This window comes from Sphaerisporangium sp. NPDC049002, from assembly GCF_040649355.1.
GTDB lineage: Bacteria > Actinomycetota > Actinomycetes > Streptosporangiales > Streptosporangiaceae > Sphaerisporangium.
In genome coordinates, this window is record NZ_JBEZFH010000077.1 from 1 (window position 1) to 16,893 (window position 16,893).

At 67.7% G+C, this 16,893-nt stretch carries 12 protein-coding genes and 1 pseudogene; 9 read left to right on the forward strand and 4 right to left on the reverse strand.

What is annotated here, in order from left to right; all coding sequences use genetic code 11:
* Window positions 1-232 (reverse strand): annotated as a pseudogene (locus AB0B89_RS17315) (hypothetical protein); the annotation flags it as partial.
* A gap of 154 nt (window positions 233-386) precedes the next feature.
* Between AB0B89_RS17315 and AB0B89_RS17320 the strand changes: the two are divergent.
* The 4 genes from AB0B89_RS17320 (at window position 387) to AB0B89_RS17335 (ending at window position 5,685) form a co-directional block, all read left to right on the forward strand.
* Complete coding sequence (locus AB0B89_RS17320) at window positions 387-1,406, forward strand: tyrosine-type recombinase/integrase (RefSeq protein WP_358553400.1); 1,020 nt, start codon at window positions 387-389, stop codon at window positions 1,404-1,406.
* Window positions 1,403-1,810 carry a DUF6262 family protein gene (locus AB0B89_RS17325; protein ID WP_358553402.1) on the forward strand — a complete coding sequence of 136 codons (408 nt, stop codon included), beginning with the start codon at window positions 1,403-1,405 and terminating at the stop codon, window positions 1,808-1,810. Before AB0B89_RS17320 ends, AB0B89_RS17325 begins: the two co-directional genes overlap by 4 nt.
* A gap of 867 nt (window positions 1,811-2,677) precedes the next feature.
* On the forward strand, window positions 2,678-5,122 hold the full coding sequence (locus AB0B89_RS17330; RefSeq protein WP_358553404.1) for a phospholipase A2: 2,445 nt from the start codon (window positions 2,678-2,680) through the stop codon (window positions 5,120-5,122).
* A gap of 74 nt (window positions 5,123-5,196) precedes the next feature.
* Window positions 5,197-5,685: a hypothetical protein gene (locus tag AB0B89_RS17335; RefSeq protein ID WP_358553406.1), complete on the forward strand. Its 489-nt coding sequence runs from the start codon at window positions 5,197-5,199 to the stop codon at window positions 5,683-5,685.
* A gap of 271 nt (window positions 5,686-5,956) precedes the next feature.
* Here the strand turns inward: AB0B89_RS17335 and AB0B89_RS17340 are convergent, their stop codons facing one another.
* The 3 genes from AB0B89_RS17340 to AB0B89_RS17350 all read right to left on the reverse strand — a co-directional run bounded on the left by AB0B89_RS17340 (window position 5,957) and on the right by AB0B89_RS17350 (window position 9,102).
* Complete coding sequence (locus AB0B89_RS17340; RefSeq protein WP_358553408.1) at window positions 5,957-6,349, reverse strand: hypothetical protein; 393 nt, start codon at window positions 6,347-6,349, stop codon at window positions 5,957-5,959.
* A gap of 368 nt (window positions 6,350-6,717) precedes the next feature.
* On the reverse strand, window positions 6,718-8,235 hold the full coding sequence (glpK, locus tag AB0B89_RS17345) for a glycerol kinase GlpK (protein ID WP_358553410.1): 1,518 nt from the start codon (window positions 8,233-8,235) through the stop codon (window positions 6,718-6,720).
* A 45-nt stretch (window positions 8,236-8,280) separates the two neighbouring features.
* Entirely contained in the window at window positions 8,281-9,102 is an 822-nt protein-coding gene (locus AB0B89_RS17350; RefSeq protein ID WP_358553412.1) for an MIP/aquaporin family protein, read from the reverse strand.
* Window positions 9,103-9,431: 329 nt separating this feature from the next.
* Between AB0B89_RS17350 and AB0B89_RS17355 the strand changes: the two genes are divergently transcribed.
* The 5 genes from AB0B89_RS17355 to AB0B89_RS17375 all read left to right on the forward strand — a co-directional run bounded on the left by AB0B89_RS17355 (window position 9,432) and on the right by AB0B89_RS17375 (window position 16,867).
* Window positions 9,432-10,613 carry a sensor histidine kinase gene (locus AB0B89_RS17355; protein ID WP_358553414.1) on the forward strand — a complete coding sequence of 394 codons (1,182 nt, stop codon included), beginning with the start codon at window positions 9,432-9,434 and terminating at the stop codon, window positions 10,611-10,613.
* Entirely contained in the window at window positions 10,610-11,281 is a 672-nt protein-coding gene (locus AB0B89_RS17360) for a response regulator transcription factor (RefSeq protein WP_358553416.1), read from the forward strand. Before AB0B89_RS17355 ends, AB0B89_RS17360 begins: the two co-directional genes overlap by 4 nt.
* A 207-nt stretch (window positions 11,282-11,488) precedes the next feature.
* Window positions 11,489-14,722: an efflux RND transporter permease subunit gene (locus AB0B89_RS17365; protein WP_358553418.1), complete on the forward strand. Its 3,234-nt coding sequence runs from the start codon at window positions 11,489-11,491 to the stop codon at window positions 14,720-14,722.
* Between the two features lie 301 nt (window positions 14,723-15,023).
* Window positions 15,024-15,767 carry a sugar phosphate isomerase/epimerase gene (locus AB0B89_RS17370; RefSeq protein WP_358553420.1) on the forward strand — a complete coding sequence of 248 codons (744 nt, stop codon included), beginning with the start codon at window positions 15,024-15,026 and terminating at the stop codon, window positions 15,765-15,767.
* Window positions 15,764-16,867 carry a Gfo/Idh/MocA family oxidoreductase gene (locus tag AB0B89_RS17375; protein ID WP_358553422.1) on the forward strand — a complete coding sequence of 368 codons (1,104 nt, stop codon included), beginning with the start codon at window positions 15,764-15,766 and terminating at the stop codon, window positions 16,865-16,867. The genes AB0B89_RS17370 and AB0B89_RS17375 overlap by 4 nt, the downstream gene beginning before the upstream one ends.
* Window positions 16,868-16,893 lie beyond the last annotated feature (26 nt).

The window sequence follows — 16,893 nt, forward strand, 5'->3', positions numbered from 1 at the left end:
TCCCGTTCTCCTGCTGCTTTCGCCAGTGCTCGATGTGGGAGTGATACAGCTTTTCCTTGCGCATCAGCGCGCCACGTTCGGGGCTGCCCTCGGGCAGTGCGTCATAGGCCGCCAAGATCCGCGCCTTGTAGGCGGCGGTGAAGGTCCGGCGCACCGGCCGGCGCACCCGATCGTCGGTCACCAGACCATCCTGCCCCCTCATGGCGGCCTGGTCTGCGAGGGTCATCGTCACTGTCTCGATCGTCCTGTCTAGCTCTGTTTCACATCATGAGGACTCATTCGTCCTATGTCTCACAAGAGTCTGACAGAGAGGGGCAGGCTCGGGCATCCTTGCCGAGCCCAAGACCGAAGGGGGACTGGGCGACCGGCAGGCATTTCATGCGCTCATGCTGCTGATCCGGACCGGTCGCCGGATGAACGAGGTCCTGATGATGGACTTCGATCCGCTGCTGCCACTGATCACGGTAGGCCAGCAGGACGGTAAGGAAGCGGACGGCTTCGTTGCCCGGCTGAGGTATCAGCAGACGAAGATCACCAGCGGGGATCCGCCGACCATCCCAGTGGACCAGGAGATCGTCGACATCATCCGCCTGCAGCAGCAATGGGCCCGCGAGTTCATCGTCTCCCATGGCGCTCCGGAAGGCGCCACGCCGCGTTACCTCTTCTTGCAGACCAGGAACAACCGCCTCGGGCTGAGGCCCTATGCCTCGGCCACGTTCCACGTCCGGCTCGGTGTGCTGACCCGGAAGCTGGCGATCACCGACAGTGTCGGCCGCCCGGTCAGAGTCTCCAAGACCCACACCTTCCGGCACACGCGGGCAACCGACCTGATCAACGCCGGAGTTCCGGTTCACGTCGTGATGCGCTATCTAGGCCATCTGACCCCGGCCATGACCATGCACTACGCGAAAACCCTCGCGATCACCGCCGAACGCGAGTTCCTGCGCTACAAGAAGGTCACCGCCGACGGCAGGACGGCAGCCCTGGACCCGAGCGACCTTTATGACCTCCTGCACCTGGACCAGCGCGCCGACCGCGTACTCCCGAACGGCTGGTGCATGCTGCCGCCCAAACAGGTCTGCTCGAAGGGAAACGCGTGCCTCACCTGCGACAAGTTCGTCACCGACGCCAGCCACCGTGACGAACTCGCACGCCAGCTCGCCCAGACCGAAGAACTGGTCGCCCGTCGCCAGGCACAGTTCACCGCTCGCTACGGCCAGCCCATGGAGGAGGACAACGTGTGGCTCGCCGGACGTCTGAGCGAGACCCAGGCCCTGCGCAAGGTCCTGATCACGCTCGATCAGATCGGCGTGCGCGACGGCGGGAAGCTTCGTGCCGTACGCGGAGCCGGCGCAGCCGACCGAGCACAACTGCCCGCATCGCCATCGAAGGAACCGACGACATGAGCTCACTGCCCGATCACCTGCGCCAGGCCGTCCGGGCGCGCACCGACAACGCCGAGAAACGTGCCCGTGCCGCCCTGGCCCAGATGACCCAGAGCGGCGAGTCGATCAGCTTCGCCTCCCTCGCGCGCAAAGCCGGCGTGAGCACCGACTTCCTCTACAGGCACCACGAACTCCGCCCCCTGATCGAGCGGCACCGCGCAAAGGCCGGTCCAGCGCCCAGCCGCCCTCTCCCCTTGGACGAGACCTCGTCGACGTCAGCCGCCGTGCGCGCACTGAGCGCACGACTCAGCCAGCAACAGCGGATCCACCGGGAAGAGGTCGCCCTGCTCCGGAAGTCATTGGAGATCGCACAGGGCGAGAACCTTGAACTCCGCCGCCGGCTCGCACGATATGAGATGACCTGAGCGCAACATCAGTGGCATCGGTTACGACAGTTCGATGACCTAAAGGAGATCCCAGGTTCCTGGACTCACCAGGCCATGTTGTTATGGGGCAGCGAATTTCGGAAATCCGAAAACGTGTGAACTGCTTAGGCCATTAGGTCGCGTGCAGTCTACGCGGACTGCCTTGGTGCGAGTTGACTACCTTCTCGGTCAACCTCACGGTGCCCTCGCCAGACCACCGAGCTTTGGATCGCCGGCGCGATGTACGTGGTCTCCACGATGGTCGAACCTTAATGCTAATGATAAAGGGCGCCGAATTTTTTCTTGCTTCCTTTCCGCTCTTCGGTCGGATGTGTGCGATCAACTCATGACCAGGAGATCGAGCCTATTGTGATCTAGGGCACACTGGTTGAGTTTTCGTGCCGCTGCGTACAGTGATCTTGCCTGATTAGGTGGCCATTTCTTCTGTGTGGTGAATGCTTGACCGGTCGATCGAGAATCCCGGCGACGTGATTTCTTGCTTGATCTTTCTGGTCAAGCTGAAGGTTCGCTGTGTAACTTGACTCTGTCCTTACCCCCTTCTTCAAGGAAGTCAATGACGTATTCTCGAAGGCTGGCGTTAGCATGCGCACTAAGCGCTGGGGCTGTTCTTGCTGCCACTACGGCGGCTTACGCCTCGCCTACCCCTCAGCCCTCCCCGTCCGTGACATCGACCGGCGCTGAGCGAATGGTCGTCGACCGTACGGAAACCTCTACCGCCTACAAGCTGGCGGACGGCAAGATCCTCACCGAGCTGCACGCTGGACCGATCCGCGTCAAGCAGGCCGATGGCAGCTGGGCCGATATCGATACCCACCTCGTCGCCGACGGTCCACCTTGCGACCCAAGGTGGCAACGAGCGACGTGCGCTTCTCTGCAGGAGGGGCCGGTCCCTTCGCCCAGGTAGAGCAGCCTTCCGGTGCGGTGTTGGAGCTCGGCTGGGCCGGTCAGCTCCCAAAGCCGGAAATCGACGGCAGCAGGGCCATCTACCGCGGCGTGGTCGCTGATGGTGCCGGAGATCTGGTGGCCACCGCATTGCCCACCGGTCTGCGCTTCGACGTCGTGCTCAACCGCCGTCCCACTGGACCGGTCGAGATCAAGGTCCCGGTCACCGGCAAGGGACTGGAGGTCAGCAAGGAGAAGGGCAGTCGGTTGACGGTCAAGGAGGGCGACAAGGTCGTCGCCGTCTCCTCCACCCCGGTCATGTACGACGCCACCTCCCCACTCGCCGCCCACAGCAGAAAAAGCCAGCAGTTCCGCACACTGCAAGGCGGCCAGGAGCGCGTCGGTGACATTGCCACTGAAGTGGCCGCCAGTGGCGAGGGCAAGACCCTGATCCTCAAGCCGTCGACCGAGTTTCTCGCCAACCCAGCCACGGCCTACCCTGTCACCGTCGACCCCTCCGTCGTGCTGCCGCTCAACGATGACACCGACGTCAACAGCGCCTTCGACGGCAACAACGTCTCTGGTGAGTACCTGAAAGCCGGCACCGAGACCGACGGTGAGAAAGCCCGTACCTACCTGCGCTTCGACACCCGAGGTCTGAAGACCCCGACCAATGCGGTGCTTAAGCTCACCAACATCGATGCCCCCAGCTGTGGTCCCACAGTCTCGGCCGGCATTCAGGTCCGTCGCATCACCAGCCACTGGGATGCCACCACCCAGACCTGGACTCCGCAGCCCAGCAATACCACCGAGGACGCCGTCATCTCCACCGAAGGCTCCCAGCTCGGCTCTTGCGGCAGCGGCACCATGACCTGGAACGTCACCCCCATCGTGGCTAAATGGGCCGCCGGCACACCCAACCACGGGTTCGTCCTCCAGTCCCCCACAGAAGCCAAGCAGGCCAACTACCGCATCTTCGCCTCAGCTGAGAACACCGACGGACTGGCCGCCCCCATCCTGCAAGTCACCTCCGATGAGGTAATCACCCCCGGAGAAGGCGATGACCCCGCCGACCCCGGCCCTGCGGACTTCAAGCCTGGCCACGTCGAGCCCCTGACCGGCAACTGGATCACCTCGGCGATCGACCTGACCGACGATGGGCTCATGGTCACGCGCAACCACACTGCCGGGCAACGAGTCGACGCCGTCCGAGACAACGAAGCGGTCCTTGGACCGAACTGGCAGCTGGAGCCTCTAGGTGGCGTACTGGGCAACAGGCTCAAGGACTTCACGGCCAACGGCTACATCGAGATCGCCCTCAACATCGGCACCGAGCACTATCGATTCCAGCTCAACCCGGACGGCACCTACACCTCCACGGACGGGGGTGGCACCTTGGTGAAGAATGCCGACGGCACCTTCACCCAGACCCTGGAAAGCGCCGATCTTGTCTACACCTGGACCAAGGTCGGCCAGGAGTACTTGGTCACCGCTGTTGGAGGCAAGGACAGCGGCAAGCAGCTCATCGAGTACGAAACCACCGGACGGTTCACGCGCATCATCTCTCCGCCCACGCCGGACTCCAATTGCGTGAGTGCTCCTGCCGCATGTTCCACAGCAACATTCCAGTACGCCACCACGACAACCGCAACATCCTCCACACTCGGTGACGTCGCAGGCCAACTCAAAACGATCAGCTATGACGCTGCCGGCGATACCGCAGCAGTCACAGCTGTTTCCTACAAGTACGACTCCGCCAAGCGCCTCCGTCAGGTAGAGGACAGCCGTCAAGCCGACGGTGATCCTGTCCGCCGGTCTACTTACGCCTACGATGTCCAGGGCAACATCACAAGCTTGACCACCGCCGAGGACGGAACCTGGACACTCACCTACTCGGCGCCTGGCAAGATGACGAGCGCCACCGCAGCCGCAGGGTTCGCCGTCGCAGCCACATCGTGTCCGGCACCCAGCGCCGCTGACTACATGCTCTACGGCAGGTGTCAGGTCCGGGTGGACGTTCTAAAGGGTGCCGGATACGATTTCCGCACGCCCCTCTGGAAGGGTACCTACACAGGTGGCTCAGTCATGGGTATCACCAACGATGGCTGCAGTAGCGTTCCGAATAAGCCTTATGACTGGGTTAGCTTCAAGGCCGCCTGCGACTCACACGACTACGGTTATGGCCTGATTCGAAACAAGATGAACGGCGAGGCCAATGGCCTACCCAAGTCGAAGCGTGCTGCTGTTGATGCCGTCTTCTACACCATCCTCAAGGAACGCATCTGTGCCAAAATGACGGGAACGTGGAGAAACTCTAGAGGTTACCCAATTTCCAAAAAGGTCTCATGCCTGGACTCTGCTCGCATGTACTACAACGGCGTGCGAGCGTTTGGCGGCTCGGCATTATAATCAATGGGGCTGGCCCGGATGTGCTCTACGCATCCGGGCCAGCCCCAACCTTTGTAACAGAAAGGGAGTGCTCAATGATTCGCTTTGCGCGTCAACGGCGCGAACTCTCGTTAAGTCTTATCGCGCTACCATATGCTCTAGCTGTATGCACGCTCACATGGCTCACTATCGAAAACCATCTGGGCGACCAAATGTATGGCGCAATTGTTATGACACTCATCGCCCTTCCTGTTTCTATTATTCAAATACCGATCAATTATTGGCTCCGAGAAGCAGTTAATGTCACGTACGGCTGGGAATATCCCGTGCTGGCATGGCCTGGGGTCGTGACGGCTATTATCCTCGCGATCCTGCTACTCCGTCAGCACACCACTGGTCGAATCCTGGGCTGGTTCCTAGCTGGATGCATCATCCTGACCGGACTGGCGATTACCTTCGACCAATGGGCGCCACGCCACCCATACGGGTGGCCGTTCCTGGTGTACGGACTCGTCATGATCATAGGTCTATTGGGCAGCGGCACCAAGACTCGGGACGCCATCCCCGGCCGCGATGTCACCTGAAACGATCAACAAGGCCTTGTGGCGCTCGTGTGGCTCCCACTGCGACACCTCGGTCGACGCTGATCGAAGTGATTGTGCCGAGGGGCACGTCCTGGCCAATGTCAACGTGGGGCCTGGAGACGTCATCTCCAGGCCCCGCCGTATCCATTCAACTCGTCCTGATGTGTTGCGACGCTCTGGCGCTCCCCGGAGTTCGTACCCGCGCTCACCCCTGAGACGCATCAGCTCAGTGCATGTCGGCACCATGCCGTTGACAGCCTGACCTGCCATTTCAATTCCCTCTAGGTGTCACGGGCGCGGATACCATGTGGTCGATGTCCACGTCGGAGGCGGCGGTCCAGGTGGCGCCGTCGTACGGGGAGGTCCACCTGCCCGAGGTGGCGGCGCAACTGGAGTTGGTCACCACCCCGGAGCCGTCGCGCTTGAGCACCGTCTCCCGGGTGTTGCAGGCGCCCGAGATGGTGATCCAGTGCGGGAACAGGTCGCGGTTGTAGGTCCCGGAGTTCCTCTCGATGTCGACGGTGAGCGCGGCCGGCTCTGAGCTCGCCGTGCTCGCGGAGGGGATGTTCGGCGGGGTGAAGGCGTTGGCCGCGGTGCTCGTCGTCACTGTGGTGACGGCGAACGTGAGAGCGGTGGCCGTGGCGAGGAACGCGACTCGTCTCACGAGTCTCTCCTTCTGTCTCTGGACCGGGCTCAGGGGTGGCGCCAGGTCCAAGGGGGGTTGATGAGACAGATGGACCATTTCATCGCACAACATGTCGGGAAATATCAGGCTTTGCTGACACCAATCGGTCAAATTGGTTAGGAGATGCCGCTATCCACAGAGGGAATGGCGGCTACCAGGGGGAACACGGGCCCGGTGGCGGCCCACGGCGCCGCGCCCGGCCCGAACGCCCCGCGAACATCGGATGAACAGGGCGATATCCAGCACCCAGGGCACCACCCACGACCCCGGAAAGGGTGCCCGGACCTGCCGGAGGCCCGGCCGGCGAACCGGTCAGGCCTCCAGGTGAAGCGGGGGACTGCTCCTGATCAGTCGACGTCGACCCAGTTCAGCGTGCGGTCCACGGCCTTCTTCCAGCCGGTGTACCCCTCTGCGCGCTTCTCCTCCGCCCAGGTCGGCAGCCAGCGCCTGTCCTCGTTCCAGTTGCTCTTGAGCTCGTCGGTGGAGCTCCAGAAGCCGAGGGCGAGGCCCGCGGCGTACGCGGCGCCGAGCGCGGTGGTCTCGGCCACGACCGGCTTGGAGACCGGCACGCCGAGGATGTCGGCCTGGATCTGCATGCACAGGTCGTTGGCGGTGACGCCGCCGTCGACCCGCAGCACGTCGAGGTGGACGCCCGAGTCGTTCTGCATGGCCTCGACGACGTCCCGGGTCTGGTAACAGATCGCCTCCAGCGTGGCCCGGGCGATGTGCGCGTTGGTGTTGAACCGGGACAGCCCGACGATCGCGCCGCGCGCGTCGGACCGCCAGTACGGCGCGAACAGCCCGGAGAAGGCGGGCACGAAGTACACCCCTCCGTTGTCTTCCACCTGCCGGGCCAGCGACTCGCTCTGCGCGGCGCCCGAGATGATGCCGAGCTGGTCGCGCAGCCACTGGACGGCCGAGCCGGTCACGGCGATCGAGCCCTCCAGCGCGTACACCGGCTTGTCGTCGCCGAACTGGTAGCAGACGGTCGTCAGCAGGCCGTGCTTGGACCTGACCAGCTCGTTGCCGGTGTTGAGGAGCAGGAAGTTTCCGGTGCCGTAGGTGTTCTTGGCCTCGCCGACGCCGAAGCAGACCTGGCCGACGGTCGCCGCCTGCTGGTCGCCGAGGTCGCCGGAGAGCGGGACCTCCCCGCGAAGGGGCCCGCCGGCCCGCGTCAGGCCGTACAGGCCGGGGTGGGAGGACGGCTGGATCTCCGGCAGCATCTGGCGGGGGACGCCGAAGAACGACAGCAGCTCGTCGTCCCAGTCGAGCGTCTCCAGGTTCATCAGCATCGTCCGGCTGGCGTTGGTGGGGTCGGTGACGTGTACGCCGCCGTCTGTGCCGCCGGTGAGGTTCCACAGCAGCCAGGTGTCGGTGTTGCCGAAGACCGCCTCCCCCGCTTCGGCGGCCTCACGAACGCCGTCGACGTTGTCGAGGATCCACTTGATCTTGCCGCCGGAGAAGTACGTCGCCGGCGGCAGCCCGGCCTTGCGGCGGATGACCTCGCCCTTGCCCTCGCGCTCCAGCGCGCTGGCGATGCGGTCGGTCCGGGTGTCCTGCCAGACGATGGCGTTGTAGTACGGCCGTCCTGTTCTGCGGTTCCAGACCACGGTGGTCTCGCGCTGGTTGGTGACGCCGAGCGCGACGAGGTCGGACGCCGACAGGTTGGCCTTGCCGAGCGCGGTCTCGATGACCGCGCGGGTGCGCTCCCAGATCTCCACGGGGTTGTGCTCGACCCAGCCCGCCTGCGGGAGGATCTGCTCATGTTCGAGCTGGTGGCGGGCGATCTCGTTGCCGCCGTGATCGAAGATCATGAAGCGGGTGCTCGTCGTGCCCTGGTCGACCGCTCCAACGAAGTCAGCCATGAAATGTTGCCTCCTTTGTGCCCTGCGAATGTGCCGGCCGGCGCCTCAGACGACTTCCCTCTCGGCAGGGACGGTACCGGGCTCGGGCTCCGCCGTCGTGGGCAGGAAGCGGGCGACGAGCACCTGGTAGAGCCCTGCTCCCAGCACGCCTCCGATGATCGGCGCCACGATGGGCACCCAGAAGTAGAGGTTGCCGTACTGGTCGCGCCAGGCCGTGCCGTACCCGGTGAGGAACGAGGCGAGGCGGGGCCCGAAGTCGCGGGCGGGGTTGATGGCGTAGCCCGCGTTGGTGCCCCAGGCCATGCCGATCGCCACCACGATGAGGCCGACGACGAACGGCGCCAGGTTCGCGGCCGGGGAGTTGTTGCCGAGGTCGGTGACGGCGAGGACGAGGAACAGCAGGATCGCCGTGCCGATCACCTGGTCGCGGAAGGCCCCCCACTCGTGCACGGGGAGGGCGCCGTTGCCCGGCAGCGTGGAGAAGACGCCCTGGGTCTTGATCGTGTGACCGGGGTCGGCCATCGCGAGCACCTCGCTGTAGTTCCACCGCACCAGGAGCGCGGCGACGTAGGCCCCCGCGGTCTGGGCGAGCGAGTACGGCAGGACCTTGCGCCACGCGAAGCCCTTGAAGACGGCGAGGGCGACCGTGACGGCGGGGTTGAGGTGCGCGCCGCTGATCCTGCCCGCCGTGTAGACGCCGAGCGTGACGCCGAGTCCCCAGGCCCACGCGATGCTGTCGTGGCCGCCGACGCCGCCCGCGACCACCTGCGCCACGACCGCCGTGCCGAAGAGGATGAGGATCAACGTGCCCGCGAACTCCGCGGCCAGCTCACCGAGCAGGGTGGGGACTTCCCTCGGTCGGGCCATGTCTTCTCCTTACTCCGTCGCCGTGCGGCTCGCCGCGAGCCGCCGTACGACTCGCCGCGGCCGGAGGACCGTCGTCAGGGCGAAGACCGATCCCCACCGCCGGTCACCTGCGGGGTTTCGATCGGCACTGTTACCGTCTCCGCATGGATCACGGTTCCCGTTTATGAGGAGTTGACGCGGATTTTCCACAGCGAGATACCCGCACCGGTCAACCCTGGCCCGCGTCACGCGGCCGGCGTACCCGCCAGGGCCGCGTACCGCGATCGTCGTAGCGGCGTATTGTCCCCACGGACGAGGAAACACGCCCAGGTCACCCCTAACGTAGGGACGTGAGTCGTCTGACCAGGCTGCGCGACGCCATCCGCTCCCGCCCGTACGTGGTGGACACCGTCATCGCGGCCGTGACCTTCGCTGTGACGATCATGGCCCCGCAGGCCGGTCATCCCAGGGAGGCCCTGCCGCTGACCCCCGCCGGCGCGGTGCTGGGCGGGGTGATGTGCGCCGCCCTGGTGTTCCGGCGCGCGTGGCCCCGCGTGGTCGTGGCCGTGACCCTGGCCGCCCTCGTCGCCCACCTGGTCGTGGGCGCCACGCGCACCCCCCTCGACCTCATCCCGGCCATCGCGATCGCCACCATGGCCACCCACAGCCCGCGCCGCGCCGCGTGGAGGGTGGGGATGATCTCCGCGCTCGTTCTCGTCGCCGCGCGCGTCGCCTTCTCCGACGTGTCGTGGTACGGACCGGAGGTGGTCGGCCAGATCGCGTGGATCGGCATGGCGACGGCGGCGGGCGACTCGGTGCGCAGCCGCCGCGCGTACGTCGCCGCCGTCGAGGAGCGCGCGCGGAGGGCCGAGCAGACCCGTGAGGAGGAGGCCGAGCGGCGGGTGATGGAAGAGCGCCTGCGCATCGCCAGAGAGCTGCACGACGTGCTCGCCCACCACATCGCGCTGATCAACGTCCAGGCGCAGGTGGCCGCGCACGTGATGGACGACGAGCCCCGGCAGGCCCGCGAGGCGCTCGGCCACATCCGCCAGGCCGGCCGGGCCGCGCTCGACGAGCTGCGCACCACGGTCGGGCTGCTGCGCCGGCCCGGCACCACCGAGGAGCTGCCCACCGAGCCGGCGCCGGGCCTCGACCGCCTCCCCGAGCTGATCACGTCGTTCACGGCGGCGGGGCTCAGGGTCGACTGCCATCTCGAAGGCACTCCACGGCCGCTCCCCTCCCCGGTGGAGCTGACGGCGTTCCGCGTCGTCCAGGAGGCGCTGACGAACGTGAGCAAGCACGCGGGCGAGGCGACGACGCGGGTGCGCATCACCTACGGGCAGCGTGACCTGACCGTGGACGTCACCGACGACGGCCTCGGCCACGCCACCGCCGCGACCACCGGCCACGGGCTGCTGGGCATGCGCGAGCGGGCCCTGTCGGTGGGCGGCACGTTCAGCGGCGGGCCGTCCCCGGGGCGCGGCTTCCGCGTCCACGCCGTCCTGCCCGCGCCCGTGACGAGCGCCCTGTGACCATCCGCGTCCTGCTGGCAGACGACCAGGCCCTCGTACGGGCCGGATTCCGCGTCCTGGTCGACTCCGCGCCCGATCTTGAGGTGGTGGGCGAGGCACACACCGGCCACGAGGCGGTGCGGCTCGCCCGCGACACCAAGGCGGACGTGGTGCTGATGGACATCCGCATGCCCGAGATGGACGGGCTCGCCGCGACCCAGGTGATCACCTCCGATCCGAGCCTGTCCGCTGTGCGGGTCCTGGTGCTCACGACCTTCGAGATCGACGAGTACGTCTTCGCCGCGCTCCGCGCGGGGGCCAGCGGGTTCCTGGGCAAGGGCGTCGAGGCCGGCGAACTGCAGGACGCCATCCGCGTCGTGGCGCGCGGCGACGCCCTGCTCTCCCCCGGCGCCACCAAGAGCCTCATCGCCCGCTTCCTGTCGGCTCCCGGCGCGAGCGCCGACCACTCGCCCGACAGCCTCGCCGCGCTGACCGACCGCGAACGCGAGGTCATGACGCTGGTCGCCTCCGGGCTGACCAACGACCAGATCGCCGACCACCTGGGCATCAGCCGGATGACCGCCAAGACGCACGCCAACCGGGCGATGCTCAAGCTCGGCGCCCACGACCGCGCCCAGCTCGTCGTGATCGCCTACGAGACCGGCCTGGTGCGCCCCCAGCCGCGCTGAGTCCTTCGCCGCCCCGACCGGCGCGCGTGGTACTCCGGGGCGGGATCTACGGCGATCGCGGTAGTCGAAGACCCTCCCCGCGACGGACGTTCGCACCTCCGGCAGCGATGAGCCTTGAAGAGCGGGCCTGTTCTCCGGCCCGCCCGAGCCCTGACCTCTCCCAGGACGCCACCCGGCATCCCCGCCGAACCGACAAGAAGTGGACCGATGTCGTTACTCGCCAGACTGAGCCTCGCCAACCGCGGGCTCGTCGCCCTCATCACGATCGTGGTGGCCGCCTTCGGCGTGTACACCATCCCGGCGCTCAAGCAACAGCTCCTGCCCTCGCTGTCCTTCCCCGCGGTGTCGATCGTCGCGCCCTACCCCGGGGCCGCGCCGCAGATCGTCGAGGACCGCGTCACCCGGCCGCTTGAGGACAGCGTCCGGAGCCTGACGGGCGTCACGGGGGTCACCTCCACCTCCCGCGAGTCAAGCGCGACGCTCCAGGTGCAGTTCGACTTCGGGACCGACATCGACGCGGCGCAGGGCCAGATCCAGCAGGCGATCAGCCGGATCAAGTCGCAGCTCCCCGCCGACGTCGACCCCCAGGCGGTCGTCGGCAGCACCGACGACATCCCCGTGGTCCAGCTCGCGGTCGCATCGTCCGAGGGCCAGCAGCAGCTCGCCGACAAGCTGAACGAGCAGGCGGTCCCCGCGCTCAGCGGCGTGGCCGGGGTCAGGGACGTGTCGGTGACCGGCACGCGCAAGCAGGTCATCACGATCACGCCCGACGACAAGGAGCTCGCCAAGCGGGGGCTCACCGCCTCGGCGATCGCTGGCGCGATCCAGTCGGCCGGCGCGCCGGTGCCCGCGGGCACGCTCACCAAGACCGGCCAGTCCCTCACCGTCCAGGTCGGCACCGCGCTCGGCTCGGTGAAGGACATCGCCGACCTCTACCTCCCGCCGTCCGCCGCCGCCCCCAGCGGTCAGGCGCAGGCACAGCGGCCGGGTGGCCAGGGCGTTCCCGGCGCGCAGGGCGCGGCGGCACCCGCCCGTCCGGCCGCCGCTCCCAAACCCGCGCGGCTCGGCGACGTCGCCACGGTCAAGCTGGGTCTCGCCGAGTCCACCACGCTGACCCGTACCAACGGCAAGCCCAGCCTCGGCGTCTCGATCACCATGAAGCCCGACGGCAACGCGGTGGCGATCTCGCACGACGTGCGGGCCAAGCTGCCCGAGCTGGCCAAGTCCCTCGGCGGCGGCGCGCAGTTCACCGTGATCTTCGACCAGGCGCCGTCGGTGGAACAGGCCATCGAGAGCCTCACCACCGAGGGCCTGCTCGGCCTGGCGATGGCCGTGCTGATCATCCTGTTGTTCCTGTTCTCGCTGCGTTCCACGATCGTGACGGCGGTGTCGATCCCGCTTTCGGTGCTGATCGCCCTGATCGCCCTGTGGACCCAGGACTACTCGCTGAACATGCTGACCCTGGGCGCGCTCACCATCGCCATCGGGCGGGTGGTGGACGACTCGATCGTGGTCCTGGAGAACATCAAGCGCCACCTGTCGTACGGCGAGGACAAGCGCCGGGCCGTCGAGAACGGCGTGCGCGAGGTGGCCGGCGCGGTCACCGCCTCCACGCTGACGACGGTGGCGGTGTTCCTGCCCATCGCGTTCGTCGGCGGCCTCGTGGGCGAGCTCTTCAGCCCGTTCGCGATCACGGTGACGGTCGCGCTGCTCGCCTCGCTGCTGGTGTCGCTGACCGTCGTGCCGGTGCTGAGCTACTGGTTCCCCAAGCGGCCCAAGGCCGGCGACGCAGAGGCGATCCGGCGGGCGGCCGACGAGAAGGAGCGCAGGAGCCCCCTCCAGCGCATGTACGTCCCGGTCATCCGCTTCGCCACCCGGCACCGGATCACCACCGTGGCCATCGCCATGGTGATCTTCGTCGGCACGCTGGGCCTGGTCCCGCTGCTGCGAACGAGCTTCATCGACAACTCCGGCCAGAACACCATCAGCGTCAGGCAGAAGTTCCCGGTCAGCACCTCCCTCGCCTCGGCCGACGCCATGGCCAAGAAGGTCGAGCAGGTGGTAACCGGCACGAGCGAGGTCGAGTCGTACCAGGTCACCGTGGGCGGTGGCGGCGGCGGGTTCGGAGGCTTCGGCGGCGGCGGGGGCGGCACGGCCCGCGCGAGCTACTCCCTCACGCTGCGCGACGGCACCGACGCGGGAGCCGTCGAGAAGAGGCTGACCGAACGCCTCGCCGGGCTGACCGACGCCGGCGAGATCACCGTCGGGCAGTCCGGCGGCTTCGGCGGCGACTCCTTGCAGGTCGTCGTCCGCGCGGCCGAGCTGGACACCCTGCGCACCGCCGCGCAGACGGTCCAGAAGGCCATGGCCGACGTGCCCGACGTCAGCGAGGTCACCAGCACGGTGGCCGACACCGCCCCGCGCATCGACGTCACCGTCGACCGCAAGAAGGCGGCGGAGAAGGGCCTCAGCGAGCTGGCCATCGGCCAGGCCGTGTCCCAGGCGTTCAGGGGGACCACCGTCACCCAGCTCGCCTTCGACGGCACCACGGCCGACGTCATCCTGCGCGGCGGCGACACCCCCACCTCCCTCGCGGACCTGCGCGACCTGAAGATCGCGGGGAAGGTCACCGTCGGGGACGTGGCGAGCGTCAGGACGGTGAACGGGCCCGTGGAGGTCACCCGCATCGACGGCGACCGCAGCGCCACGGTCTCCGGCAAGGCCACCGGGTCCAACCTCGGGGGCACCAGCGCCGCGCTGCAGACCAAGCTGAAGGCCCTCACCCTCCCGGTCGGCGCGTCGTACGAGATCGGAGGGGTGAGCGCCGACCAGGCCGAGGCCTTCGGGAGCCTCGGGCTGGCGCTGGTGGCCGCGATCGCCCTGGTGTTCTTCGTCATGGTGGCGACGTTCCGCAGCCTGATCCAGCCGCTGGTGCTGCTGGTCTCGATCCCGTTCGCGGCCACGGGCGCCATCGGACTGCTGCTGGTGACGGGCACCTCGCTCGGCCTGGCCGCGATGATCGGCATGTTGATGCTGGTCGGCATCGTGGTCACCAACGCCATCGTCCTGCTCGACCTGATCAACCAGTACCGCGAGCAGGGCATGCCCCTGCACGAGGCGGTCGTCGAGGGCGGCAGGCGGCGGCTGCGGCCGATCCTGATGACGGCCCTGGCCACCATCTTCGCGCTGCTGCCCATGGCGCTCGGGATCACCGGCGGAGGCGGGTTCATCTCCAAGCCGCTGGCGATCGTCGTCATCGGCGGCCTGATCAGCTCGACCCTGCTCACCCTCCTGCTGGTGCCGACCCTGTACACCATGGTCGAGACCCGCAAGGAGAAGAGCCGGGCCCGGCGGGAGCGCCGCCGGGGCTCGCGGCCGATCGCGCCTCCCATCGAGGAGACGCCGAGCGAGCCCGCCGTGAGCGGCGCGAGCAAGCCGTAGCGACGGCGGGCAAGCCGTAGGGACCACGGAGAGGCCGTGGCGACCGTGGGGAGGCCGGGGACGGCCTCCCCACCTTTTCGCCTCTCGTACATTCATCCGCAGACTTCTAGAATTTTATTCGGTAAACCGCCACGACCGGCCCGGCCTCCCGCCGGAGGACGGCGTCTCCCCGTCGGCACACAACTAACCCGTTGTCATTCGATATGCAACGTTTTAGCGTTTTACCGAATCATTACCGGCAAGTGCGTGCGGCATCTCCGCACGAGCACTCCGCCATGTGAGCCAGGAGGATTCGACCCTGATGGTGAAGCCGCTGGGCGTGCAGCTGTACACCGTTCGCGATCACATGAAGGAGGATCGTGACGGAGTGTTACGGCGGATAGCGGAGATCGGCTACGGCGCCGTGGAACCGTACGACCCGACCGACGATCCCAAGGGCTTCCGGCGGGTGATCGACGATCTCGGGCTCACCGTCTCCAGCACGCACGCCTACGCTCTGCTGAGCGAGGACCCGGACCTCGTCCTCGACGCGATCGGCACCGTCGGCACGGACCTGGTGATCATCCCGGGCGGCATCCCGCATGAGGACTTCACGACGCGCGACGGTCTCGCCCGTACCGCCGACCTCCTCAACGGCCTCGCCGTACACGCGGCCCGGTACGACATGCGGCTCGGCTACCACAACCACTGGTGGGAGATCGAGCCGAAGATCGACGGAGTCCACGCCATCGAGGTGCTCGCCGGGATGCTCGCCCCCGAGCTGTTCCTGGAGATCGACACCTACTGGGCGGCCGTGGGCGGCGCCGACGTGCCCGCGCTGCTCGGACGCCTCGGCGACCGCGTCACCGCCCTGCACGTCAAGGACGGCCCCGGCGTCAAGGAGGAACCCCACACGGCCGTCGGCGAGGGGGTGATGCCGGTGCCGGACATCCTCGCCGCCGCACCCGGCGCGTGGCGCATCGTCGAGCTCGACCACTGCGCCACCGACATCGTCGAGGCCCTCGCCGGAAGCCACGCGTACCTGACCGGGCTGGAGGGCGCATGACGACCGGGCCCGTGGGGATCGCCATCGTCGGCGCGGGCGCGATCAGCGACGCCTACCTCCGCAACCTCACCACGTTCCCCGACATTCGGGTGCTCGGGGTCGCCGACCTCGACGCCGAGCGCGCCGAGGCGAAGGCGCGGGCGTACGACGTCCCGGTCTCGGGCGACGTCGACACCGTCCTCGCGCTCCCCGACGTCGAGATCGTCGTCAACCTGACGATCCCCGCCGCGCACGCGTCCGTCGCCTCCGCCGCCCTGCGTGCCGGCAAGCACGTGTACGGGGAGAAGCCGCTGACGCTCGACCCCGGCGAGGGTGACAAGCTCCTGGCCGACGCGGCCTCGCGCGGGCTGCGCATCGGCAATGCGCCCGACACCTTCCTCGGCGCGGGCCTCCAGTCGGCCAAGCGGGCCCTGGCGTCCGGCCTGATCGGAACGCCGGTGGCGGCGACCGCCGTGATGCAGAGCCCGGGACCGGAGTCGTGGCACCCGAGCCCCGAGTTCCTGTTCCAGCGCGGCGCGGGCCCGCTGTTCGACATGGGCCCGTACTACCTCACCGCGCTGGTCGCGATGCTCGGCCCGGTCTGCAAGGTCGCCGCCACCGCGCGGCAGGCCCGGCCGCACAGGGTCATCGGCTCGGGGCCGAAGGGCGGTACGCGCTTCGCCGTCGAGGTGCCGACGCACGTCATGGCTCTGGTCGACTTCACCGGCGGGGCGAGCGCGTCCTCGACGTTCAGCTTCGACTCGCCGGCCGGTGTGACGATGGTCGAGATCATCGGCACGGAGGGCACGCTCTCGCTCCCTGACCCCAACACGTTCAAGGGGCCGCTCAGGGTACGCGGGGCGGGCGACGGCGACTGGCGCGAGCTGCCCCTTGAGGGGACCACGATCGGGCGGGGCCTCGGCGTGCTGGACATGGCCCGCGCGCTGCGGGCCGACGTTCCCCACCGCGCCTCCGGCGCGCTCGCCCTGCACGTGCTGGAGGCCATGACGGCGATCATCGAGTCCGCCGACCGCAGCGAGTTCCGGCACCTTGAGACCACCGCCCAGGAACCCGAGCCCCTGCCCGCCGACTGGGACCCCAGGGAGGCCACCCTCGCCTGAACGGACCCGCGGGAGCACGCGCACCG

What these genes read in the sequence shown, in the direction of transcription:
- AB0B89_RS17320 (WP_358553400.1), top strand. Translation starts at nt 387, where the DNA reads ATGCTGCTGATCCGGACCGGTCGCCGGATGAACGAGGTCCTGATGATG.
- AB0B89_RS17325 (WP_358553402.1), top strand. Translation starts at nt 1,403, where the DNA reads ATGAGCTCACTGCCCGATCACCTGCGCCAGGCCGTCCGGGCGCGCACC.
- AB0B89_RS17335 (WP_358553406.1), top strand. Translation starts at nt 5,197, where the DNA reads ATGATTCGCTTTGCGCGTCAACGGCGCGAACTCTCGTTAAGTCTTATC.
- glpK (WP_358553410.1), bottom strand. Translation starts at nt 8,235, where the DNA reads ATGGCTGACTTCGTTGGAGCGGTCGACCAGGGCACGACGAGCACCCGC.
- AB0B89_RS17350 (WP_358553412.1), bottom strand. Translation starts at nt 9,102, where the DNA reads ATGGCCCGACCGAGGGAAGTCCCCACCCTGCTCGGTGAGCTGGCCGCG.
- AB0B89_RS17365 (WP_358553418.1), top strand. Translation starts at nt 11,489, where the DNA reads ATGTCGTTACTCGCCAGACTGAGCCTCGCCAACCGCGGGCTCGTCGCC.
- AB0B89_RS17370 (WP_358553420.1), top strand. Translation starts at nt 15,024, where the DNA reads ATGGTGAAGCCGCTGGGCGTGCAGCTGTACACCGTTCGCGATCACATG.
- AB0B89_RS17375 (WP_358553422.1), top strand. Translation starts at nt 15,764, where the DNA reads ATGACGACCGGGCCCGTGGGGATCGCCATCGTCGGCGCGGGCGCGATC.